General features: G+C 72.2%; 15 protein-coding genes. 7 read left to right on the top strand and 8 right to left on the bottom strand.

Annotation, left to right across the window (positions count from 1 at the left end):
* The first annotated feature begins 16 nt into the window (after positions 1-16).
* Positions 17-1,174 (top strand): NlpC/P60 family protein, encoded by a 1,158-nt coding sequence (locus ACFIF2_RS15945; RefSeq protein WP_395573293.1) that lies wholly within the window; start codon positions 17-19, stop codon positions 1,172-1,174.
* Here ACFIF2_RS15945 and ACFIF2_RS15950 read toward each other — a convergent pair.
* From ACFIF2_RS15950 to ACFIF2_RS15970, 5 genes are read right to left on the bottom strand one after another with little or no spacing between them, the layout of a single operon-like run.
* Positions 1,138-2,400, bottom strand: a complete 1,263-nt coding sequence (locus ACFIF2_RS15950; RefSeq protein WP_395573294.1) for a styrene monooxygenase/indole monooxygenase family protein — start codon at positions 2,398-2,400, stop codon at positions 1,138-1,140. The genes ACFIF2_RS15945 and ACFIF2_RS15950 overlap by 37 nt on opposite strands.
* Positions 2,401-2,415: 15 nt before the next feature.
* Complete coding sequence (locus ACFIF2_RS15955; RefSeq protein WP_395573295.1) at positions 2,416-3,057, bottom strand: GTP-binding protein; 642 nt, start codon at positions 3,055-3,057, stop codon at positions 2,416-2,418.
* Positions 3,038-3,478, bottom strand: coding sequence for a DUF742 domain-containing protein (locus tag ACFIF2_RS15960; protein WP_395573296.1), 441 nt, complete (start codon positions 3,476-3,478; stop codon positions 3,038-3,040). The genes ACFIF2_RS15955 and ACFIF2_RS15960 overlap by 20 nt, the downstream gene beginning before the upstream one ends.
* Entirely contained in the window at positions 3,475-3,984 is a 510-nt protein-coding gene (locus tag ACFIF2_RS15965) for a roadblock/LC7 domain-containing protein (RefSeq protein WP_395573297.1), read from the bottom strand. Before ACFIF2_RS15965 ends, ACFIF2_RS15960 begins: the two co-directional genes overlap by 4 nt.
* Positions 3,981-7,013, bottom strand: a complete 3,033-nt coding sequence (locus tag ACFIF2_RS15970; protein WP_395573298.1) for a nitrate- and nitrite sensing domain-containing protein — start codon at positions 7,011-7,013, stop codon at positions 3,981-3,983. Before ACFIF2_RS15970 ends, ACFIF2_RS15965 begins: the two co-directional genes overlap by 4 nt.
* A 439-nt stretch (positions 7,014-7,452) precedes the next feature.
* Here ACFIF2_RS15970 and ACFIF2_RS15975 point away from each other — a divergent pair, with 439 nt between their 5' ends.
* A complete protein-coding gene (locus ACFIF2_RS15975) occupies positions 7,453-8,244 on the top strand; it encodes a protein phosphatase 2C domain-containing protein (RefSeq protein WP_395573299.1) in 792 nt (263 codons plus the stop codon).
* 28 nt (positions 8,245-8,272) lie between these two features.
* On the opposite strand, the gene ACFIF2_RS15980 is transcribed toward ACFIF2_RS15975, so the two are convergent.
* Positions 8,273-8,767: a MarR family winged helix-turn-helix transcriptional regulator gene (locus ACFIF2_RS15980; RefSeq protein ID WP_395573300.1), complete on the bottom strand. Its 495-nt coding sequence runs from the start codon at positions 8,765-8,767 to the stop codon at positions 8,273-8,275.
* Between the two features lie 237 nt (positions 8,768-9,004).
* Here ACFIF2_RS15980 and ACFIF2_RS15985 point away from each other — a divergent pair, with 237 nt between their 5' ends.
* A complete protein-coding gene (locus ACFIF2_RS15985) occupies positions 9,005-9,832 on the top strand; it encodes a lysozyme (RefSeq protein WP_395573301.1) in 828 nt (275 codons plus the stop codon).
* 57 nt (positions 9,833-9,889) lie between these two features.
* Here ACFIF2_RS15985 and lon read toward each other — a convergent pair whose 3' ends face one another.
* Complete coding sequence (gene lon, locus ACFIF2_RS15990; protein WP_395573302.1) at positions 9,890-12,313, bottom strand: endopeptidase La; 2,424 nt, start codon at positions 12,311-12,313, stop codon at positions 9,890-9,892.
* A 198-nt stretch (positions 12,314-12,511) separates the two neighbouring features.
* On the opposite strand from lon, the gene ACFIF2_RS15995 reads away from it, so the two are divergent.
* The 4 genes from ACFIF2_RS15995 (at position 12,512) to ACFIF2_RS16010 (ending at position 19,296) form a co-directional block, all read left to right on the top strand.
* Positions 12,512-13,210, top strand: a complete 699-nt coding sequence (locus ACFIF2_RS15995; RefSeq protein ID WP_395573303.1) for a spermidine synthase — start codon at positions 12,512-12,514, stop codon at positions 13,208-13,210.
* Between the two features lie 113 nt (positions 13,211-13,323).
* The gene (locus ACFIF2_RS16000; RefSeq protein WP_395573304.1) at positions 13,324-14,064 is read left to right on the top strand and encodes a response regulator transcription factor; all 741 of its coding nucleotides are present in this window, start codon (positions 13,324-13,326) and stop codon (positions 14,062-14,064) included.
* On the top strand, positions 14,061-15,185 hold the full coding sequence (locus ACFIF2_RS16005; RefSeq protein WP_395573305.1) for a sensor histidine kinase: 1,125 nt from the start codon (positions 14,061-14,063) through the stop codon (positions 15,183-15,185). Before ACFIF2_RS16000 ends, ACFIF2_RS16005 begins: the two co-directional genes overlap by 4 nt.
* 280 nt (positions 15,186-15,465) lie before the next feature.
* Positions 15,466-19,296 (top strand): multifunctional oxoglutarate decarboxylase/oxoglutarate dehydrogenase thiamine pyrophosphate-binding subunit/dihydrolipoyllysine-residue succinyltransferase subunit, encoded by a 3,831-nt coding sequence (locus ACFIF2_RS16010; protein ID WP_395573306.1) that lies wholly within the window; start codon positions 15,466-15,468, stop codon positions 19,294-19,296.
* Between the two features lie 79 nt (positions 19,297-19,375).
* Here ACFIF2_RS16010 and fxsT read toward each other — a convergent pair whose 3' ends face one another.
* On the bottom strand, positions 19,376-22,417 hold the full coding sequence (gene fxsT / locus ACFIF2_RS16015; protein ID WP_395573307.1) for an FxSxx-COOH system tetratricopeptide repeat protein: 3,042 nt from the start codon (positions 22,415-22,417) through the stop codon (positions 19,376-19,378).
* Positions 22,418-22,425 lie beyond the last annotated feature (8 nt).

A 22,425-nucleotide genomic window follows, 5' to 3' on the forward strand; every position in this document is an offset into this window, starting at 1 on the left:
CACGGGAGGTGATGGCATGTCAGGAAGGCTTCTGCGTCTGGTGTGTACGGCGGCGGTGGCGGCCGGGATCGTCCTCGCGCCCGGGCCCGCGGCGGCCGCACCCGGGCCCGGCGCCGGCGAGGACCGCTCCGTGGCCTCGCTGCTGACGGACCTTCAGCGGCTGTACCGGGAGGCGGAGAAGGCCACCGAGACCTACAACGGCACCGAGGAGCGCCTCAGGAGGCAGCGCGCCGAGGTGCGGCGGCTGGACACCGAGCTGACCCGGACCCGGCTGTCCCTGCGCGACAGCCGCGGCGCGGCCGGACGGCTGGCCCGGCAGCAGTACCAGAACACCAGCGGCCTCTCCCCCTACCTGCGGCTGCTGCTGGCCCGCGACCCGCAGCACGCCCTCGACCAGGGCCACGTGATCGGGCGGCTGGCCCGGGAGCGGGCCGAGACGGTGGGCCGCCTGGCCGGCGACGAGAAGAAGGCCGGTGAGCTGGCCGCGCGGGCGCGCGAGGCCCTGGCCGAGCAGGCGGCCCTCGCCGAACGCCAGGAGCGGCAGCGGGACGACGTGCGCGAGCGGCTGGGCGCCGTCGAGGAACTGCTCGCCTCGCTCACCCCCGGGGAACTGGCCGCGCTGGCGGAGCTGGAGCGGACCGGGATCGCCGAGGAGCAGGAACGGTTCCTCGCGTCCGGCGCGCTCGGCGACGACGACAAGCCCTCCGCCGAGGGCGACCGGGCGGTGCGCTTCGCGGTGGAGCAGCTCGGCAAGCCGTACGAGTGGGGCGCGGAGGGACCGGCGACGTACGACTGCTCCGGGCTGACCTCGGTCGCCTGGGACCGGGCCGGGACGCCGATCCCCCGGACCAGCCAGGAGCAGTGGGCGCGGCTGGAACGCGTGCCGCTGGACGAGCTGCGCCCCGGTGACCTGGTGGTCTACTTCCCCGAGGCCACCCACGTGGCGCTGTACCTCGGCGACGGCATGGTCGTGCAGGCACCGCGCCCCGGCGCCGAGGTCAAGGTGTCGCCGATCGCGGCCAACCCGGTCCTGGGCGCCGTACGGCCCGACCCCGGCGGGGAGCCCCTGCGGCGGTACACGCCACCGAAGCTCCCCGAGGGGGCGGCGGACGGGTCCGACGCCGGGTACGCGGACGCCTACGCGCCGGCCGCGCCCGAGACCTCCATCAGGTAGCCCTCGGTCTTCGCCGGGTCGTAGAAGAAGTTCTCGAAGTCGGCCGGGTCGTTGAAGCCGTTGGCGAAGCGGTCGGCGACGGGCTGGAGCTGTCCGGCCGCGCCGATCAGGTTGAGGATGTGCTCCGGCGGCGGGGCGAGCATGGCGTTCGTCCACTTGGTGACGTGCTGGGCCGTCTGCCAGTAGCGCTCGAAGGTCTGCTGCATCCAGGTCTCGTCGAACTCCTTGTCGCCGTGCTCCAGGATCGAGGCGAGGTAGGAGGCGGCGCACTTGGAGGCGGAGTTGGAGCCCTGGCCGGTGATCGGGTCGTTGGCGACGACCACGTCGGCCACGCCGAGGACCGCGCCGCCGCCGGGCAGCCGGCCGACCGGGTTGCGGACGGTGGGGGCGTAGCGGCCGGCGAGGGTGCCGCCGGCGTCGGTCAGTTCGACCTTGGTGGCCCGCGCGTACTCCCAGGGGAGGAACTTCTCCATGAGTTCCAGGGTCAGGGAGAGGTGCTCCGAGGGGTCCTTGACGTCCTTGAAGACGTCCAGCGGGCCGCCGGGTATGCCCTCCCAGAACAGGATGTCGGCGCGGCCCGAGGTGGTGAGGGTCGGCATGATGAACATCTCGCCGACGCCCGGGACCAGGTTGCAGCGGACGGCCTCCGTCTCCGGGTGCTCCGGGCGCGGGCCCATCCCGTGGACGTAGGCGACGGCGAGGGCGCGCTGCGGCTCGCTGTACGGGGAGCGGGAGGCGTCGCGGCCGAACATCTGGACCAGCTCGCCCTTGCCCGCCGAGACGAGGACGAGGTCGTAGGCGCGGGAGAAGTAGTCCAGGTCGCCGACGGCCGCGCCGTGGATGACGAGCTGGCCGCCGCGCTGGGCGAAGGTCTCCATCCAGCCGGCCATCTTCACCCGCTGGTCGACCGACTGCGCGAAGCCGTCGAGGCGGCCCAGCCAGTCGATCGCGCGCTGCGAGGGGCCCGGATCGAAGGAGCCGGGGGCGGCCACCGAGACGCCGAGTCCCTCGATCTTCGGGGCCTGGGACTCCCAGAAGTTCAGCTGGAGATCGCGCTCGTGCTGGAGTGCCGTGTGGAACATGCACTGCGTCGACATGACCCGTCCGGTGCGGATCTCGTCCGCGGTCCGGTTGGACATCAGGGTGACCTCGTAGCCGTGCGACTGGAGGCCGAGGGCGAGCTGGAGACCGGACTGGCCGGCTCCGACGACGAGTATCTTCCGCATGCGGTGTTCCGTCTCCTACTCGGGTGTTTCGTCCAGCGCGTGGCCCACGAGGGACAAGAGGGTCTCGATGGCCGAGATCCGGCGGCGCGCATCCATGATCATGACAGGTATGTGCGCGGGGATCGTCAACGCCTCCCGCACGTCCTCCGCCTCGAACCGCTCGCTGCCGTCGAAGTGGTTCACCGCGACGACGTAGGGCAGTCCGCAGCTCTCGAAGTAGTCCAGGGCCGGGAAGCAGTCCTTCAGGCGCCGGGTGTCGGCCAGCACGACGGCGCCGATCGCGCCGCGCACCAGGTCGTCCCACATGAACCAGAACCGCTGCTGGCCCGGCGTGCCGAACAGGTAGAGCACCAGGTCGTCGTCGAGCGTGATGCGGCCGAAGTCCATGGCCACGGTGGTGGTGAGCTTGCCCGGGGTGGCGGTGAGGTCGTCGGTCTCCTCGCTCGCCTCGGTCATCAGCGCCTCGGTCTGCAGGGGCGTGATCTCCGAGACGGCGGTGACCAGCGTGGTCTTGCCGACACCGAAGCCGCCCGCGACGACGATCTTCGTGGCGATGGGCGCGCGGGTGCGGTCCGTCTGCCAGGGCCGCATGGGCTCGTCGGGGTCGACGAGCGGGGAGACGCCGTAGGCGGCGGCGTCAGAGACGACGGAGTCCACTGAGCACCCTTTCGAGCAGTGCGCGGTCCGGGCGGCCCGTGCCGTGGCCGGTCCCGGTGCCGTACACACGGATCTTTCCCTGGTCCGCGAGGTCGCTGAGGAGCACGCGGACCACGCCGAGCGGCATCTTCAGCAGCGCGGCGATCTCGGCCACCGTACGCATACGGCGGCACAGTTCGACGATGGCCCGCATCTCCGGCATCACGCGGGAGGTGAGCGACCCGTTCGTCAGTTCCTTGCGCTCCTCGGCGGCTTCGAGCGCGGCGGTGCCCGCGGTGGCGCCGACGAACGTCTCGACGAGCAGGACGTGGCCGAAGCGGGTGCGGCCGCCGGTGAGCGAGTAGGGGCGCACGCGGGCCGGCTTGCGGTCGGCGCCGCGCACGGGGAGGTTCTTCGGGGTGTTCCTGGGGCTGCTGCTCATCGCGTACTCCCCGTGGGGGTCGACTCGGACTCCAGGGACTGCCGCAGCTCGCTGCGGAGTTCGGGGGTCAGGACGTGGCCGGCCCGGCCGACGAAGAGCGCCATGTGGTACGCGACGACGCTCATGTCGGCGTCCGCGGAGCCGTGCACGCCGAGCAGCGAGCCGTCGCTGATCGACATCACGAACAGGCTGCCCTCGTCCATGGCGACCATCGTGTGCTTCACGTTGCCGAAGTCCATGAGCCGGGCGGCGCCGACGGTGAGGCTGCCGACGCCGGAGACGACGGTGGCGAGGTCGGCGGCGGAGCCGCGCGGGCCGGCACGGCGCACGGCCTGGGCCTCGCGGGCCGCGTCGTTCCTGTCCTGATCGGAGGAGAGGAGCAGCAGGCCGTCGGAGGAGACCACCGCGACCGAGAGGATGCCGGGCACCTCCTCGACCAGGTTGGTCAGCAGCCAGTGCAGATTGCGTGCTTCACTGCTGAGTCCGAAGGTACTGGGCGCGGTCAACTGCTTGCCTCCTCGACAGTGCCCCCCGTGGCTTCTTCGGTTGTCCCCGCCGCGGCGGCCGGCGCCTGGTCCGGCCCGGTCCGTTCGGCGATCTCCGCCTCCACGTCCCGGCGGCCGGCCTCTGCCCCCCGGCGGAATCCTCCCAGGCGGCGGCGGAGCGCGTCCGCGTCGACGGAACCCGCGGTGCGCGGCCGTGGGGCCGCCGCGGGTGTGGTGAGCTTCGGGGTCCGCTTGGGCAGACCCTTGTCGGTGACGGCCTCGGCCGGCGCCGCGCCCTCGGCGGCCCCGCCGCTCCCGGCGTTCTCGTGCTCCGGGGTGCCCTCGTCCGGCGTGCGGTCGTGGGTGTCGGGGCCGATGGCGTAGGGGTCGGCGGAACGGGGCCGGGGGATCTCCGGCGCGGCGGGCTCCGGGGTGGACTCCCCGGGCCCCCCGGCCCGGGCCTGGTCCTGATCCCCGGCCTGCTCCTCGGCCCGATCCTCGGCCTCGTCCTGGGCCGCCTGGACCGGCAGCAGGAGGGCCATCGTGGCGTCGTCGGGGAGGTCGCGGCCGGGGTTGTTCCCGGCCCGCGGGGCCTCGGTCTCCTGGGCGGACTCCGGCTCCGGGTCCGGGCTCGGGTCCGGGTCCGCGTCGGTGGCCCGATCGGCGGTGTCCGGCGAGGGCTCCAGGTCCGGGGACGGGTCCGGGGCCGGGGCCGGCTCCGGGTGCGCCGCCGCCTCGGGGGCGGACTCCGCACGCCGTACGGCCTCTTCGGCCGACGCCACCAGCGGGTCCACGCCCTTCTCCGCGCCCTTCTCCGTCCGCCCGTGCAGGACGTTGGAGTTGGCCTCCGCGTCGGCGCCCGGGAGGGTGAAGGACCCGGTGGCCTCGGACACCGGCACGGTCGGGGCGAGGGCGGCCGGCGGGGCCGCCGCGAGCAGCGTGCCGGGGAGCACCACGACGGCCGCGACGCCGCCCTGCGTCTGCTCCCGCAGCCGTACCCGCGCCCCGTGCCGGTGGGCGAGCCGGGCCACGACGTACAGGCCCAGCCCGAGACCGTCCTCGCCCTCCTGGTCGTAGGGCGCCTCCGGGTCGAAGTCGGTGAGGCGGGCGTTGAGCCGCTGGAGGCGTTCGGTGGCCATGCCGATGCCCTCGTCCTGGACGGAGAGCATCACCTCGCCGTTCTCCAGCAGCCAGCCGGAGACCTCGACGGGCAGGTCCGGTGGCGAGAAGGAGGTGGCGTTCTCCATCAGCTCGGCCAGCAGGTGGGAGAGGTCGTCGGCGGCGAAGCCGGCCACGTGCGCGTGCGGCGGCAGCGCGGCGATGCGGACCCGCTCGTACCGCTCGATCTCGCTGACCGCGGCCCGGACCACGTCGACCAGCGGCACCGGCGAGGCGCTGTGCTGGACGTGCTCGGTGCCGGCGAGGACGAGGAGGTTCTCGCTGTGCCGGCGCATGACGGTGGCGAAGTGGTCGAGCTTGAACAGGGTGGCCAGGCGGTCCGGGTCCTGCTCGCGCTCCTCCAGGCTCTCGATGACGGCGAGTTGCCGCTCGACCAGGCCGAGGGTGCGCAGGGCGAGGTTCACGAACGTGGAGCCGATGCTCTTGCGCACGACCTCCAGCTGGGCGGCGGACTCGGCGAGTTCGGCGCGCAGTTCCTCGCGGGCGTCGGCCATCTTCTGGCGCTGGCCGACGAGGTGCTTGCGGTCGGACTCCAGCGTGTTGACGCGCTCGGCGAGGGTCGCGGCGTGCGCGTGCAGGGCGTTGACGGAGCGGACGACCTGGGCGAACTCGTCGTTGCGGCCGGTGAAGGCCACAGGGCTCTCGGCCGCCGGGTCCTCGGCACCGGCCAGCCGGGCCGAGCCGCGGCGCAGCACCGACAGCGGGCGGGTCAGCGTACGGGCCATCGCGGTGGCGACGCCGACGGCGAGCAGGATCAGCGCGCCGAGGACGGCGACGCGGATCTCCAGCGCGGTGACGTCGTCGTCGCGCAGCTGCTCCAGGGCCGTGACGCGCTTCTCGTAGAGGGCGGACTCGGCGCCGCGCATGGCGTCCACGCGGGCGGAGAGCGCCGCGTCCAGGCGCTTGGTGCTGGTGCCGAGGTCGTCGTCGGAGAGCGTCGGCTCGTCGGTGAGGCCGGCGAGGTACTTCTCGGCGGAGTTCACCTCGACCCCGGCGACCGTGGCGTCGAAGCTGTCCCGCGCCTCCTTGGGCGCGCCCTCGCGGAAGTCGGCGAGGGCGGCGTCGGAGCGGACGCGGGCCTGCTGGGCGGCGGCGGCGAGCGCGTCGCGCTGCTCGGCGTCGGCGTCCGAGGAGGTGGTGGTCTCCGTGGGCAGGCCGGTGACCGGGTCGATGACGGTCTGGGTGCTGCTCGGCACGCCGAGCGCCGCCAGGAGCAGGCCGCGGGTGGCGGCGGCCTGCTGGACGGCGGTGTCCAGCTCGGCGAGGGCGTACGCGCCGGCGCCCGCGCGCGGCGGCATCTTCTCCGCCAGTTCCTCGGCCAGGGCGTGGAGTTCGGTGATGGCCTCGGAGTACGCGTCGTGCGCCTGGAGCGCCGTGCTCTTGCCGGTGAGCGCGGCCCGCCGCAGCGCCGCCACGGCGTCGAGGTCCTCCCGCAGGGAGGCGGGCGTGTCGGTGTCGGCACGCAGCTCCTCGACCTGCCGGTCGACACGGGCACTGCGCTGCTCGGAGGGCGCCTTGGACTTGGGGCGGCCGGCGGCGATGTAGGGGGTGACCTCGTCACGCTCGTCGGCGAGCGAGTGGGCGAGGGTCAGCGCGCCCTGGGTCTGCTCGGCGAGCGTCACCAGTTCCTGCGAGTCGTGCAGTTGCCCGGAGGCGGCCACGACCGAGGGCGCCCCGGCCCCGGCGATCGCCGCGGCCACGACCGCCACGGCGACGATGAGGCGATTGCGTACGTGGGTCGGACGGCCCTTGCCGACGGGTGCCTGTGGCGGTGCCGGTGTGGAGGTGCCGGGGGTGCGCTCCGCGCTCCCCGCGGGGGCCGTCTGCTTGCCTGTGCGACGAGGCCGCGTCTTCTGCACCGGTGCTCGCATTCCTGACTCGTGTACCCGTGGGCCCGGGTGGCGCTCCGTCAACTGGCCGGTCGGCGCATGCACCCTCCGCCAAGCTCTGGGCTGCTCCCCAGGTGCCGACCGCGGATCGGACGGGGAGACCGTGTGAGCAGGGCAGGCCCCCACCGGTTCCCGACCCTCCCAGTGCCGGTGGGCGGTGGGCGTGCATCATCTGACCCGCCACCCGAAGGAGTGAACCCCGGACGGGAGTTGGTGGGCAAGTTCCCGCGGCCGGTCCGACGCGCCCGCGCGGCGTGCCGGTTGGACGTCCGCGACGGGCGGTGGCACTATGTGCCGCCACGCTTCGCCGGAGTGCCGAATTCCACCCCAAATCCGGCGCCTGACCTGCGTCACCATGCCGATCCAGGGGAAGTTGTCGGCCTTTCGCGGACCCTGTGAAGGGGTCGTGCAGACTGGCTGGATGCGTACGGAACTCGTCTCGGAACCCGGACTCGAAGACCACCCCAACGAGGACTTCGCGAGCGTCGGACTACCGGCCTCCGGACAGGGTGGCGCGCTCGTCCTGCTGGACGGCGTGACGCCGCCCCGGAGCGGGACGGGCTGTCTGCATTCCGTGCCCTGGTTCACCGCGCGCCTCGGCGGGGCACTGACCGAACTGACCGTTTCACTCCCGGATGTTCCTCTCACCGAAGCCCTGTCCCGCGCCATCGCTCGTACCTCGGAGGCACACGCGGAAACCTGTGACCTTTCTCACCCGCGCACCCCACAGGCAACCGTCGCGCTGGCGCGGTGGTCCCCCGCCTCGGTCGAGTACCTGGTCCTGTCCGACTCGGCCCTGCTGGTGGAGCACCCCGACGGCGCGGTCATGGCCGTCCTGGACGGCCGGCTGGCCCGGCTGCCCCGCTCGGCCCTCGCCACGGACGCGCTGGTCGACACCCATCTCCGCAACAGGGAGGGGGGCTTCTTCACGGCGGCGGCCGACCCGGCGGTGGCGGCGCGGGCGGTGACGGGGGTGCTGCCGCGCGCCGGGGTGCGCACGGTGGCGGCGCTGACGGACGGGGCCGCGCGATGGGTGGAGAAGTTCGGGGAGGGCGACTGGGCGGACTGCCTCGCGCTGGTGCGCAAGGAGGGCGCGCGGGCGCTCGTGGACCGCGTACGGGAGCTGGAGCGCGCGGACGCGGCGGGCGCCCGGGCGTTCCTGGGCCGCGGCAAGACGCACGACGACGCGACGGTGGTCTACGCGGAGCTGTGAGGGGCCGCGGGACGGACGGGGGCCGGGGCTACTTCTCCGTCCCCCGGTTCAGCTGGTGCAGCAGCCGGGCCAGTTCCGTCACCTCGCGCGGGTCCCAGTCGGCGAGCCGGCGGGCGTAGCGGGCGCGGCGGGCCTCCCGGACCCGGCCGACGCGCGTCTGGCCCTCCGGGGTCAGGGTGATCAGCCAGGCGCGGCCGTCGGCGGGGTCGGGTTCCCGGGCGACGAGGCCGAGTTCCTCCAGGGCACGCAGCTGCCGGGACATCGTGGCCTTGCCGACGCCGATGTAGGCGGCGAGTTCGGTGGCCCGCTGTCCGCCGCACTCGCCGAGCCGCACGAGAAGGCCGTAGGCGGACGATTCCAGGTCGGGGTGGACCTCGCGGGCCATCTCGCCCTGGTTGGCCCGGGCCCGCCGGAGCAGGACCGTCAACTCCCGCTCCAGCGCCAGGAACTCCGGTTGGTTCACACCACTGCCGGACACCGCGGATTCGACTCCGCGACCGTCACCGTTCCCGTCCTCGTGCACGTCAGCCCCTGCCTCGTTCTTCCCGGTCCTGAAAGTTTCCGCCACGGGCCGCCATCACCGCAGCTCGGCAAGTATTTCGCAGGCTTAGACCAACGGCGGCTTCCGGCACCTCTTCCACCCGCCGTTCTACGTGCGTAGCGTCGTGCTCCGGGACCCCAGGGTGGCATGCTCACGCCACCCGGCGGTCCCCTGGTCACGCACCCCCACCGAGCACCACCGAGCCAGCGGAGGCACGTCATGCCCGTGCACAGATCCGGATCGGCCCGGGGACGGCGCCCAGCCGTCGCCGGGATCCTGCTCGCCGCGTTCTCCTTGCTCCTCACCCTCCCCGCCCACTCCTCCTCGGCCGCCGACATCCCGCCGCGCGGGTCCGCCCGCATGGGCATGGGCGTCGTGGAGCACGACGGGCAGCACGGCACACCGGTCCCAGGCCGCGCCACCCAGACGGAGGGCGTCGACGTCTCCAGCCACCAGGGCAACGTCGCCTGGTCGACCCTGTGGAACAGCGGGGTCAGGTGGGCCTACGCGAAGGCCACCGAGGGGACGTACTACACCAACCCCTACTTCGCCCAGCAGTACAACGGCTCGTACAACGTGGGCATGATCCGCGGGGCGTACCACTTCGCCACCCCGGACACGACGAGCGGCGCCGCCCAGGCCAACTACTTCGTCGACCACGGCGGCGGCTGGTCCCGCGACGGCAGGACGCTGCCGGGCGCCCTGGACATCGAGTGGAACCCGTACGGGGCCGCCTGCTACGGCAAGACGCAGAGCCAGATGGTCACCTGGATCCGCGACTTCCTGAACACCTACAAGGCCCGCACCGGCCGCGACGCCGTGATCTACACGGCCACCAGCTGGTGGACCCAGTGCACCGGGAACTACTCCGGTTTCGCGGCGAACAACCCGCTGTGGATCGCCCGGTACGCCTCCACCGTGGGCACGCTGCCGGCGGGGTGGCCGTACTACACGATGTGGCAGTACACCTCGTCCGGACCGACGGTCGGGGACCACAACAAGTTCAACGGCGCCCTGGACCGCGTCCAGGCGCTCGCCAACGGCTGACACACGGCCGAAGGCCCGGGCCCCTCGCGGGGCCCGGGCCGCTCCGGCTCGCGTCCGTCACGCCGCGACCGGAACCTCCGACTCCGCACCGTTCGTCGCCGGTGCGAGGGCCAGTTCCAGGACCTGGCGGACATCGGTGACGGCGTGGACGTCGAGCTTGTCCAGCACCTCCGCCGGGACGTCGTCCAGGTCGGGCTCGTTGCGCTTGGGGATGATCACCGTGGTGACGCCCGCCCGGTGCGCCGCGAGCAGCTTCTGCTTGACCCCGCCGATCGGCAGCACCCGCCCGGTCAGCGAGACCTCGCCGGTCATCGCCACGTCCGTGCGGACCAGCCGCCCGGACAGCAGCGAGGCCAGCGCCGTGGTCATGGTGATGCCGGCACTCGGACCGTCCTTGGGAACCGCGCCCGCCGGGAAGTGGATGTGCACGCCCCGGTCCTTCAGGTCGGCCACCGGCAGCTCCAGCTCGGCGCCGCGGCTGCGCAGGAAGCTCAGCGCGATCTGCGCCGACTCCTTCATCACGTCGCCGAGCTGACCGGTCAGGGTCAGCCCCGCCCCGCCCGTCTCCGGGTCGGCCAGCGACGCCTCGACGTACAGGACGTCACCGCCCGCGCCGGTCACCGCGAGGCCGGTGGCCACACCGGGCACCGAGGTGCGCCGCTCGGCCGGGTCCTGGGCGGACTCGGGCACGTGGTGCGGCCGGCCGATCAGGTCCCGCAGGTCGCCGTCGGTGACGGTGAAGGGCAGCTCCCGCTCGCCCAGTTCGTGCTGGGCCGCCACCTTGCGCAGCAGCCGGGCGATCGACCGCTCCAGGGTGCGCACGCCCGCCTCGCGGGTGTACTCGCCGGCCAGCTTGCGCAGCGCCCCCTCGTCGACGGTGACCTCGTCCTCGCCGAGCCCGGCCCGTTCCCGCTGGCGCGGGAGCAGGTGGTCGCGGGCGATGACGATCTTCTCGTCCTCGGTGTAGCCGTCGAGGCGGACCAGCTCCATGCGGTCCAGCAGCGCCTCCGGGATGGCCTCCAGGACGTTGGCCGTGGCGAGGAAGACCACGTCGGACAGGTCCAGCTCCACCTCCAGGTAGTGGTCCCGGAAGGTGTGGTTCTGCGCCGGGTCGAGGACTTCGAGCAGGGCGGCGGCCGGGTCGCCCCGGAAGTCCGAGCCCACCTTGTCGATCTCGTCGAGGAGCACCACCGGGTTCATCGACCCGGCCTCCTTGATCGCCCGCACGATCCGGCCGGGCAGCGCGCCGACGTACGTACGCCGGTGGCCGCGGATCTCGGCCTCGTCGCGGACGCCGCCGAGGGCGACGCGGACGAACTTGCGGCCCATCGCGTGGGCGACGGACTCGCCCAGCGACGTCTTGCCGACGCCGGGCGGGCCGACGAGGGCCAGCACGGCCCCGCCGCGCCGGCCGCCGACCACGCCGAGGCCCCGGTCACCGCGCCGCTTGCGCACCGCGAGGTACTCGGTGATCCGCTCCTTCACGTCCTCCAGACCCGCGTGCTCGGCGTCCAGGACGGCCTGGGCGCCCCGGATGTCGTAGGCGTCCTCGGTGCGCTCGTTCCACGGCATCTCCAGCACCGTGTCGAGCCAGGTGCGGATCCAGGAGCCCTCCGGCGACTGGTCGGAGGACCGCTCCAGCTTGTCGACCTCCTTGAGCGCGGCCTCACGGACCTTCCCGGGCAGGTCGGCGGCCTCGACGCGGGCGCGGTAGTCGTCGGACTCCTCACCCTCCTGCTCGCCGTTCAGGTCGCGCAGTTCCTTGCGGACGGCTTCCAGCTGCCGGCGCAGCAGGAACTCCCGCTGCTGCTTGTCGACGCCCTCCTGGACGTCCTTGGCGATGGTCTCGGCGACGTCCTGCTCGGCGAGGTGGTCGCGCAACTGCTGGGTGGCGAGCTTCAGGCGGGCGACCGGGTCGGTGGTCTCCAGCAGCTCGACCTTCTGCTCGGTGGTGAGGAAGGGCGAGTAGCCGGAGTTGTCGGCGAGCGCGGAGACGCCGTCGATGGCCTGCACGCGGTCCACGACCTGCCAGGCGCCGCGCTTGCGCAGCCAGGCGGTGGCCAGCGCCTTGTACTCCTTCACCAGCTCGGCGACCTGGCCGGGCAGCGGATCGGGCACGGACTCGTCGACGCGGGTGCCCTCGACCCACAGCGCGGCGCCGGGGCCGGTGGTGCCGGCGCCGATCCGCACGCGGTCGCGGCCGCGGATCAGGGCTCCCGGGTCGCCGTCGGCCAGCCGGCCGACCTGCTCCACCGTGCCGAGGACGCCGGTCCTGGCGTACGTGCCGTCGACGCGCGGGACGAGCAGGACCCGGGGCTTTCCGGGCTCGGACCGGGCGGCGGCCTGGGCGGCCTCCACCGCGGCCCGCACCTCGGCGTCGCTCAGGTCCAGGGGGACGACCATTCCGGGCAGGACCACCTCGTCGTCGAGCGGCAGCACGGGCAGGGTGAGCGGTGTGACGGCGGCGGACTCAGTAGCCATGATCTCCCCTTCGGCAGTCAAGTTGAGTTACATCGACTCAATGAAAGGGAGTCCCCGAATGTTCCCCAAGGGCTGTTCGCTCTGAGCGATCAAGGGCCGGAGCCTTCGCCACCCGGGGCCGGGAGCCTTCGCCACCCGTGCGCCCCCATGTGGGGAGCACGGCCGGACTCCCCCGCATTCCCCTGCCAAGATGGGCCGATGTCCCTCACTTCCCACGACTCCCACGACTCCCCCGAAGTGCTGGACCGCCGCGAGGGCCCGCACGGCGAGGTCGTCCTGCGCCGGCACGGGGCGCTGCTGCAGATCGTCGCGAACGGCTGCTTCCTGATGGACACCTCCGACGGACGCTCGGAGCGGCGCCTGGTCGACGCGGCGGCCGAGGCGCTCACCGCGTCCGGCGGCCGGCGCGCACCGCACCTGCTGATCGGCGGTCTCGGCGTCGGCTTCTCGCTCGCGCACGCGGCCGCCGACCCGCGCTGGGGGCGCATCGCGGTCGTCGAGCGGGAGCGCGCCGTCATCGACTGGCACCGGGGCGGACCGCTGGCCGAGCTGTCCGCCGAGGCGCTGGCCGACCCCCGCGCGGAGATCGTCGAAGCGGATCTGGTGCGGTACGTCAATGAGACATCCGACACGTACGACGCACTCTGCCTCGACATCGACAACGGCCCCGGCTGGACCGTCACCGAGGGCAACGACGGGCTGTACACACCCGCCGGACTGGCAGGCTGCGCCCGGGTGTTGAGGCCCGGCGGGGTACTCGCCGTATGGTCCGCCCAGCCCTCTCCGGAATTCGAAGAAACCTTGCGTAATGCCGGGTTCCAGCAGGTGCGTACCGAAGAGATCCCCGTTGCCCGGGGCGTTCCGGACGTCGTCCACCTCGGCATCGGGCCTGGATAGCAAAGGCGCGGCCACTCCCCGTACGCTGCTGCTCTGACGCGGATCATTCAAGCGTCAATCGCAGTCATGGGATCACCCCACGGATTCCAAAAAGCACACCTCAGGGGCGGGCGATGGAGCAGACACAGACCTCCCACAACGGCGCGGCGACGGCCACCCAGGGCGCACAGCGCCGGGTACTCGTGGTCGAGGACGACCAGACGATCGTGGACGCCATCGCGACCCGCCTGCGCGCCGAAGGCTTCCTGGTGCAGACGGCGGGCGACGGTCCGGCCGCCGTCGACACGGCCGAGGCCTGGCAGCCCGACCTGCTGATCCTCGACATCATGCTGCCCGGCTTCGACGGCCTGGAGGTCTGCCGCCGCGTGCAGGCCCAGCGCCCGGTGCCGGTGCTGATGCTCACCGCGCGCGACGACGAGACGGACATGCTGGTCGGCCTCGGCGTGGGCGCCGACGACTACATGACCAAGCCGTTCTCGATGCGCGAGCTGGCCGCCCGCGTGCACGTGCTGCTGCGCCGGGTGGAGCGGGCCGTCGTGGCCGCCTCCACGCCGCGCAGCGGCATCCTGCGCCTGGGCGAGCTGGAGATCGACCACGCGCAGCGCCGGGTGCGGGTGCGCAGCGAGGACGTGCACCTCACCCCCACCGAGTTCGACCTGCTGGTGTGCCTGGCGAACACCCCGCGCGCGGTGCTCTCCCGCGAGCAGCTGCTCGCCGAGGTGTGGGACTGGGCGGACGCCTCCGGCACCCGGACCGTGGACAGCCACATCAAGGCGCTGCGCCGGAAGATCGGCGCCGAGCGCATCCGCACGGTGCACGGCGTGGGCTACGCGCTGGAGACGCCGACGCCATGAGCCGAGGGCGTCAGGCCGCACGCAGCAGCCCCGGTCCCCGCGGGCCCAGGGAGCCCTGGGGCGGCGTACGCCCTTTCTCGATCAAGACCAAGCTGGGCGCGCTGGTCGTCACGTCGGTGCTGATCACCACGGGGCTGTCGGTGATCGCGGTGCACACCAAGACGGAGCTGCGCTTCATCACGGTCTTCTCGATGATCGCCACCCTGCTGATCACCCAGTTCGTGGCGCACTCCCTCACCGCGCCCCTGGACGAGATGAACGCCGTGGCCCGGTCCATCTCGCACGGCGACTACACGCGCCGGGTCCGCGAGAACCGCCGCGACGAGCTGGGCGACCTGGCCGTCACCATCAACCGCATGGCGGACGACCTGGAGGCCCAGGACCTCCAGCGCAAGGAGCTGGTGGCGAACGTCTCGCACGAGCTGCGCACTCCCATCGCGGGCCTGCGCGCGGTGCTGGAGAACATCGTCGACGGCGTCACCGAGGCCGACCCGGAGACCATGCGGACGGCGCTCGGGCAGACCGAGCGGCTCGGCCGGCTGGTGGAGACCCTGCTGGACCTCTCCCGCCTGGACAACGGCGTCATACCGCTGCGCAAGCGGCGCTTCGAGGTGTGGCCGTACCTCTCGGGGGTGCTGAAGGAAGCCAACATGGTCGCCACGGCCCGCGCGGGCATCGCCTCCGGCTCCGGCAGCCACACCCGCAAGGACGTCCACCTCGCCCTCGACGTCTCCCCCTCCGACCTCACCGCGCACGCCGACCCCGAGCGCATCCACCAGGTCGTCGCCAACCTCATCGACAACGCGGTCAAGCACAGCCCGCCGCACGGCCGGGTGACGGTCCGGGCGCGGCGCGGCGAGCTGCCGGAGTCGCTGGAGCTGGAGGTCCTCGACGAGGGCCCCGGCATTCCGCGCTCGGAGTGGCGCCGGGTCTTCGAACGGTTCAACCGGGGTTCGGTGTCCCGGCCGCACGGTCCGGGCAGCGACGGCGGCACCGGGCTCGGCCTGGCGATCGCGCGCTGGGCGGTGGAACTGCACGGCGGCCGGATCGGTGTGGCCGAATCCGAGCGGGGCTGCCGGATTCTCATCACCCTTCCGGGCCTGCCACCGGCGTCTGGTTGACGTAGGGTTCGAAACGGAGCCTCAAGATCCACGGCGTCCTCGCACACGGACACGTGTGATCAGGCACAGGCCCGCGTCGTCCCGGCGCCGGGTGGGGGTCTCCCCTTCCCAGGCGCACCAGAACCTCGCTTGTTTCCCGCCATTTCCAGCGCCGAAACACCGTCCGTGATGTGACTTACGCGACGATGAACGGGCCCGGCCTGACCTTCCGGGTCGGGGAGGCGTAGCCTTGATTCCCGCTGTCCACCATCTTGTGAAGCGGAAGAGGGCGGTTCTCGCCGTGTCGCCACAGTCCCCCAGTAACTCGAGCATCTCGACCGACACCGACCAAGCGGGCAACGCGGGGAAGAACCCCGCGGCGGCCTTCGGTGCCAATGAGTGGCTCGTCGACGAGATCTATCAGCAGTACCTCCAGGACCCGAACTCCGTGGACCGAGCCTGGTGGGACTTCTTCGCCGACTACAAGCCAGGAGCGGCCGCGGCCCAGGCGGCCTCCGGATCCGCGGGCGCGGACTCCGGCAGCACGTCCCAGGCCGCCCCCGCCCCGCAGGCGCAGGCTCCCGCCCCGGCCCCGGCCCAGCCCGCGGCGGCCCCCCAGCCGGCCGCCGCCGCGCAGCCCGCCGCTGCCGCACCCGCCGCCCCCGCTCCGGCCGCCCCGGCGGCGAAGCCCGCGCCGGCCAAGCCCGCCGCCAAGCCGCAGGCCAAGGCCGCCGCGCCCGCCAAGGACGCGGCCGCCGCCCCCGAGGGCCCCGAGACGGTGACCCTGCGCGGCCCGGCCGCCGCGGTCGTCAAGAACATGAACGCCTCGCTGGAGCTGCCCACGGCCACGTCCGTGCGCGCGGTCCCGGTGAAGCTGCTGTTCGACAACCGCATCGTCATCAACAACCACCTCAAGCGGGCCCGGGGCGGGAAGATCTCCTTCACGCACCTGATCGGCTACGCGATGGTGCAGGCCATCAAGGCCATGCCGGCGATGAACCACTCGTTCGGCGAGAAGGACGGCAAGCCGACGCTGATCAAGCCGGCGCACGTCAACCTCGGTCTCGCCATCGACCTGGTCAAGCCCAACGGCGACCGCCAGCTCGTCGTCGCGGCGATCAAGAAGGCCGAGACGCTGAACTTCTTCGAGTTCTGGCAGGCCTACGAGGACATCGTCCGCCGCGCCCGCGACGGCAAGCTGACGATGGACGACTTCACCGGCGTCACCGTCTCGCTGACCAACCCCGGCGGCCTCGGCACCGTCCACTCCGTGCCGCGCCTGATGCCCGGCCAGTCGGTCATCATGGGCGTCGGCTCCATGGACTACCCGGCGGAGTTCCAGGGCACCTCCCAGGACACCCTGAACAAGCTCGGCATCTCGAAGGTCATGACGCTCACGTCGACCTACGACCACCGGGTCATCCAGGGCGCCGCCTCCGGCGAGTTCCTGCGCCAGGTCGCCAACCTCCTGCTCGGCGAGAACGGCTTCTACGACGAGATCTTCGAGGCGCTGCGCATCCCCTACGAGCCGGTCCGCTGGCTCAAGGACATCGACGCCTCGCACGACGACGACGTCACCAAGGCCGCCCGCGTCTTCGAGCTGATCCACTCCTACCGGGTCCGCGGCCACGTCATGGCCGACACCGACCCGCTGGAGTACCAGCAGCGCAAGCACCCCGACCTGGACATCACCGAGCACGGGCTCACGCTGTGGGACCTGGAGCGCGAGTTCGCGGTCGGCGGCTTCGCCGGCAAGTCCCTGATGAAGCTGCGCGACATCCTCGGCGTGCTGCGCGACTCGTACTGCCGCACCACCGGCGTCGAGTTCATGCACATCCAGGACCCCAAGCAGCGCAAGTGGATCCAGGACCGCATCGAGCGCTCGCACACCAAGCCGGAGCGCGAGGAGCAGCTGCGCATCCTGCGCCGGCTGAACGCGGCCGAGGCGTTCGAGACGTTCCTGCAGACCAAGTACGTCGGCCAGAAGCGGTTCTCCCTGGAGGGCGGCGAGTCCGTCATCCCGCTGCTCGACGCGGTCATCGACTCGGCGGCCGAGTCCCGCCTGGACGAGGTCGTCATCGGCATGGCCCACCGCGGCCGGCTGAACGTGCTGGCCAACGTGGTCGGCAAGTCGTACGCGCAGATCTTCCGCGAGTTCGAGGGCAACCTCGACCCGAAGTCGATGCACGGCTCCGGCGACGTGAAGTACCACCTGGGCGCCGAGGGCACCTTCACCGGCCTGGACGGCGAGCAGATCAAGGTCTCGCTGGTCGCCAACCCGTCCCACCTGGAGGCGGTCGACCCGGTCCTGGAGGGCGTCGCCCGCGCCAAGCAGGACATCATCAACAAGGGCGGCACGGACTTCACCGTCCTGCCGGTGGCGATCCACGGCGACGCGGCCTTCGCGGGCCAGGGCGTGGTGGCCGAGACCCTGAACATGTCGCAGCTGCGCGGCTACCGCACCGGCGGCACGGTCCACGTCGTCATCAACAACCAGGTCGGCTTCACCGCCGCCCCGGAGTCCTCGCGCTCCTCCATGTACGCCACCGACGTGGCCCGCATGATCGAGGCCCCGATCTTCCACGTGAACGGCGACGACCCGGAGGCCGTGGTCCGCGTCGCGCGGCTCGCCTTCGAGTTCCGCCAGGCGTTCAACAAGGACGTGGTGATCGACCTCATCTGCTACCGCCGCCGCGGTCACAACGAGTCGGACAACCCGGCCTTCACCCAGCCGCTGATGTACGACCTGATCGACAAGAAGCGCTCGGTGCGCAAGCTCTACACCGAGTCCCTCATCGGTCGCGGCGACATCACCCTGGAAGAGGCCGAGCAGGCGCTCCAGGACTACCAGGGCCAGCTGGAGAAGGTCTTCACCGAGGTCCGCGAGGCCGTCTCCCAGCCGTCCGCCGCGGAGCCCTCGGACCCGCAGGCCGAGTTCCCGGTCGCCGTGAACACCGCGGTCAGCGCCGAGACGGTCAAGCGGATCGCCGAGTCCCAGGTCAACATCCCCGACCACGTCACCATCCACCCGCGCCTGCTGCCGCAGCTCCAGCGCCGGGCCGCGATGGTCGAGGACGGCACGATCGACTGGGGCATGGGCGAGACCCTCGCCGTCGGCTCCCTCCTCCTGGAGGGCGTGCCGGTCCGTCTGACGGGCCAGGACTCGCAGCGCGGCACCTTCGGCCAGCGCCACGCGGTCGTCATCGACCGTGAGACGGGCGACGAGTTCACCCCGCTGCTGTACCTGTCCGAGGACCAGGCCCGGTACAACGTCTACAACTCCCTGCTCTCCGAGTACGCGGTGATGGGCTTCGAGTACGGCTACTCGCTGGCCCGCCCGGACGCGCTGGTGATGTGGGAGGCGCAGTTCGGCGACTTCGTCAACGGCGCGCAGACGGTCGTGGACGAGTTCATCTCGTCGGCCGAGCAGAAGTGGAACCAGACGAGCGGCGTGACGCTCCTGCTCCCGCACGGCTACGAGGGCCAGGGCCCGGACCACTCCTCGGCCCGCCCGGAGCGCTTCCTCCAGCTCTGCGCGCAGAACAACATGACGGTCGCGATGCCGACCCTGCCGTCGAACTACTTCCACCTCCTGCGGTGGCAGGTGCACAACCCGCACCACAAGCCGCTGGTCGTCTTCACCCCGAAGTCGATGCTGCGCCTGAAGGCCGCGGCCTCGAAGGCGGAGGAGTTCACGACGGGCCAGTTCCGCCCGGTCATCGGCGACGACTCGGTCGACGCGTCCGCGGTGAAGAAGGTCGTCTTCTGCGCCGGCAAGGTCTACTACGACCTCGACGCCGAGCGGAAGAAGCGCGGCGTGACGGACACGGCCATCATCCGCATCGAGCGCCTGTACCCGCTGCCGGGTGCCGAGCTCCAGGCGGAGATCGCCAAGTACCCGAACGCCGAGAAGTACCTGTGGGCCCAGGAGGAGCCGGCGAACCAGGGTGCCTGGCCGTTCATCGCGCTCAACCTGATCGACCACCTGGACCTGGCGGTCGGCGCGGACGTCCCGCACGGCGAGCGGCTGCGGCGCATCTCGCGCCCGCACGGCTCGTCCCCGGCCGTCGGCTCCGCCAAGCGGCACCAGGCCGAGCAGGAGCAGCTGGTGCGTGAGGTGTTCGAGGCGTGAGCCTCTGACCCTCCCGGCACACGAAGGGCCCGGCCCCGGATCTCTCCGGGGCCGGGCCCTTCGCCGTCGGCGGGTGTCCTCAGGTGATCTGCGGCTCGAAGTCCCAGTACGGGCGGTTGCGCGAGCGGGCCGACACGGTGTGGGTGTGCTTGCTGCCCAGTGTGGCGTCGAGGTCGGACAGCGCCTCCTGCTCCACCTTCTCCGCCTGCCGGCGGTCCCGCAGGCCGCGCAGGTCCGCCGCGTACGCGATGCGCGTCGACAGCGTGAGCGGGTGGGTCCGCCCGAGCGACTCGATGGCCCGCGTCACCGTGTCCCCGCTGAGGGCGGCGGCGCCCTCGATGTCGCCCACCAGGTTCCGCAGCGCGGAGGCGTTGAGGGCGCAGCCGAGCGTCCAGGGGTGTTTCTCGCCGACGGCCTGCGTCATCTCGGCCAGCGCCTGCTCGACGAGGACGTGGCCGTGCTCGCGTTCGCCGACGTTGCGCAGGATCAGCGCCTGGTTGGCGCGCGAACCGGCGATGAACGGGTGCCCCTCGGCGAGCATCATCTCGTAGCGGGCGACCACGGCCTCGCTCAGCTCGCGCGCCTGGTCGATGTCGCCGTGCTCACGGGCGTAGCAGCTCTGGCTCGTGGCGAAGATCAGCGTCAGCGGGTGGGTCTCGCCCAGTACCCGCTCGCCGCGCTCCAGGACACCGGCGAACAGCGGCCCGGGCTCGTCGACGCCCTCACCGCGGTCCCTGCTCCGGTCGCGGTCGCCCAGCCGGTACCGGCACAGCGCGAGGTTGTACTCGGCCCTGAGCGTCTGCGGGTTGTCGCGGCCCATGACGATGCGGTTCTCACGGACGTTCTTCGCCTGGACGGACTCGGCCTCGGCGTAGCGGCCCAGCAGGCGCAGGTCCACGGCGTAGTTGATCTCCGAGCTGAGGGCCCAGGGGTGCCGGGCCCGCAGCAGCCGGCGGCGGGCCTCCATGGTCTGCCGGTCGGTGTCCAGCGTCTCCTGGTAGCGGCCGAGCAGGCGCAGGGAGACGGCCAGGTTGTTCTGCGCGTTGAGCGTGCGGGAGTCCTCGTCGCCGAGCAGCTCGCGGTAGGCAGCCAGGACCCACTGGGAGAGTTCCAGGGCTTCGCCGTAACGGGCCAGTCCGCGCAGGTCACCGGCGAGACCGGCGGCGGCCCGCAGATGCTCCAGGTCCTGCGGTCCGCGCTCCTCGCGAAGGTGCTCGACCGCGTCGCGGCTGAGGGCCTCGGTGCGGGTGTAGTCACCCGCGGCGCGCAGCAGGTTGGTGTAGTGGTAGGTCAGTTCCCAGATCCGCGGGTGGGTGCGGCCCAGCAGCTTGCGCCAGGCGGTGAGGGCCCGCTCGCCCAGTTTGCTGCCCGCCCGGTACTCGCCGGAGAAGTACATGTAGCGCAGGCAGTTGAAGACGAGCCGCTGGACCTGCGGGTCCCTGCTGTTGAGGACGTCGGCCCACTTCAGGTGCGGCACGATCTCGGCGTAACCGGGCCACAGGTCCGGATCGGTCGGCCTGCGCGGGTCGGCCGCGGCGAGCGCCCGGCGTACGACGTCGATGAACTCGCTGCGATCGTCGTCCGGCATGTCCTTGCGGACGATCTGGTGGACCATGCGGTGCAGATACAGGGACTCGCCGGATGACACGGGTTCGTCCAGGGACACCTCGTGGGACTCGAGGCGGACCACGGAGTACGTGCGCAGCTGGTTGATCGCCCTGTTCCACAGCAGGGGGTCGTTGAGCAGTCCGGCGAGTTGTTCGGGCAGTTCGTCGCCCGGCATCTCCTTCAGCAGCCGCACGGGGATGAAGCCGGGCGCGAAGAAGGTGCACAGCCGCAGCAGGTCCACGGACTCCGGGACGGTGTCGCGGAGCTTGTTCAGCAGTATCGACCAGGCGGTCTGGAAGGCGAGCGGGAAGTCCGCGGACACCTTCACCACGTCACCGTCGATACCGCCCTCCAGCAGGGCGATGTACTCGTCGACCGACAGGTCGGAGTCGTTCAGCCAGCCCGCCGTCTGGTCGAGCAGCAGCGGCAGGTCCTCGAGGGCGTCGGCGAGCTGGTCCGCGTCCGCCTCGGTCAGCCGCGGTGCCCGGCGCCGGATGAAGGCGACCGACTCGTCCCGGGAGTAGACGGGGACTTCCAGCAGCTTGCTGTTGTGCTCGCTCCACTCCGGGTTGCGCGACGTGATGAGCACGTGCCCGGGGCCGGTCGGCACCAGGTCCCAGATCTGGTCCGGTTCGTCGGCGCCGTCCAGGATCAGCAGCCACCGTGAGTAGGGCTCGCCGCGCCGCAGTGCGTCCCGCACCGCCCGCAGCCGCTCCCCGTACTCCTGACCGGTCTGCAGGCCCAGCTTGGGGGCGAGTTCGGCCAGTTGCCGCCGGTAGGTGACGCGCTTCTCCGCGTTCACCCACCAGACCACGTCGTACTCCGAACCGAAACGGTGCGCGTACTCGGCGGCCATCTGGGTCTTGCCCACGCCGGACATGCCGTGCAGCGTCACCACGCCCGCGCCCGGCTCCGCGCTCTGCAGCACACCGTAGGCGTCGTTGAACAGCGTCTCGCGGCCGGTGAAACGGGTGTTGCGGCGCGGTACGGCGCCCCACACGTCCGGCATCGCCGCCGGGAACCGCGGCCCGCGTCGCGCCTGGGCGGTGGTCTCGTTCAGCGGCTCGGACGACAGGTCGAGGCGGTCCAGCAGCCGCCGCTCCGCCTCCTCGGCGCCCATGTTGGTCAGCGCGACCGGTGCCAGTACGGCCGCGGCCGACGGGACCGGGGCCGTGGTGACCGACACGGCCGCGAACCGGGAGGGGTCGGGCGCGACGACCTCGCGCAGGGCCGCGTTCCACTCCTCGTGCGTACGCGGTCCGAGCTGGAAGTACCACTCACTGACGATGATGAGGACCCGGCCCTCGGCGAGGGTGAGGTCGCGCAGCAGGTCCACGAGCGGGACGTCGGCCGGGGAGTCCCAGCGCAGCGGCACCACCCGCACGCCGCGCCGCTCCAGCCGGTCCCCGATCCAGGCCGCCCAGGCGCGGTTGAAGCCCGCGAAGTGGATCGTGACCGTCTGCCTGGCGGTCCCCCTCTCGGTCGCCTCGACCGGCTTACGAGCTCCAGACATGCAGTGGC

The sequence above is a fragment of the Streptomyces sp. BK79 genome (assembly GCF_044142145.1).
In the GTDB taxonomy this organism is placed as follows: Bacteria; Actinomycetota; Actinomycetes; order Streptomycetales; family Streptomycetaceae; genus Streptomyces.

Coding starts and splice junctions, on each gene's coding strand:
- ACFIF2_RS15945 (WP_395573293.1), top strand. CDS start 17: ATGTCAGGAAGGCTTCTGCGTCTGGTGTGTACGGCGGCGGTGGCGGCC.
- ACFIF2_RS15950 (WP_395573294.1), bottom strand. CDS start 2,400: ATGCGGAAGATACTCGTCGTCGGAGCCGGCCAGTCCGGTCTCCAGCTC.
- ACFIF2_RS15960 (WP_395573296.1), bottom strand. CDS start 3,478: ATGAGCAGCAGCCCCAGGAACACCCCGAAGAACCTCCCCGTGCGCGGC.
- ACFIF2_RS15970 (WP_395573298.1), bottom strand. CDS start 7,013: ATGCGAGCACCGGTGCAGAAGACGCGGCCTCGTCGCACAGGCAAGCAG.
- ACFIF2_RS15975 (WP_395573299.1), top strand. CDS start 7,453: ATGCGTACGGAACTCGTCTCGGAACCCGGACTCGAAGACCACCCCAAC.
- ACFIF2_RS15985 (WP_395573301.1), top strand. CDS start 9,005: ATGCCCGTGCACAGATCCGGATCGGCCCGGGGACGGCGCCCAGCCGTC.
- lon (WP_395573302.1), bottom strand. CDS start 12,313: ATGGCTACTGAGTCCGCCGCCGTCACACCGCTCACCCTGCCCGTGCTG.
- ACFIF2_RS15995 (WP_395573303.1), top strand. CDS start 12,512: ATGTCCCTCACTTCCCACGACTCCCACGACTCCCCCGAAGTGCTGGAC.
- ACFIF2_RS16000 (WP_395573304.1), top strand. CDS start 13,324: ATGGAGCAGACACAGACCTCCCACAACGGCGCGGCGACGGCCACCCAG.
- ACFIF2_RS16005 (WP_395573305.1), top strand. CDS start 14,061: ATGAGCCGAGGGCGTCAGGCCGCACGCAGCAGCCCCGGTCCCCGCGGG.
- fxsT (WP_395573307.1), bottom strand. CDS start 22,417: ATGTCTGGAGCTCGTAAGCCGGTCGAGGCGACCGAGAGGGGGACCGCC.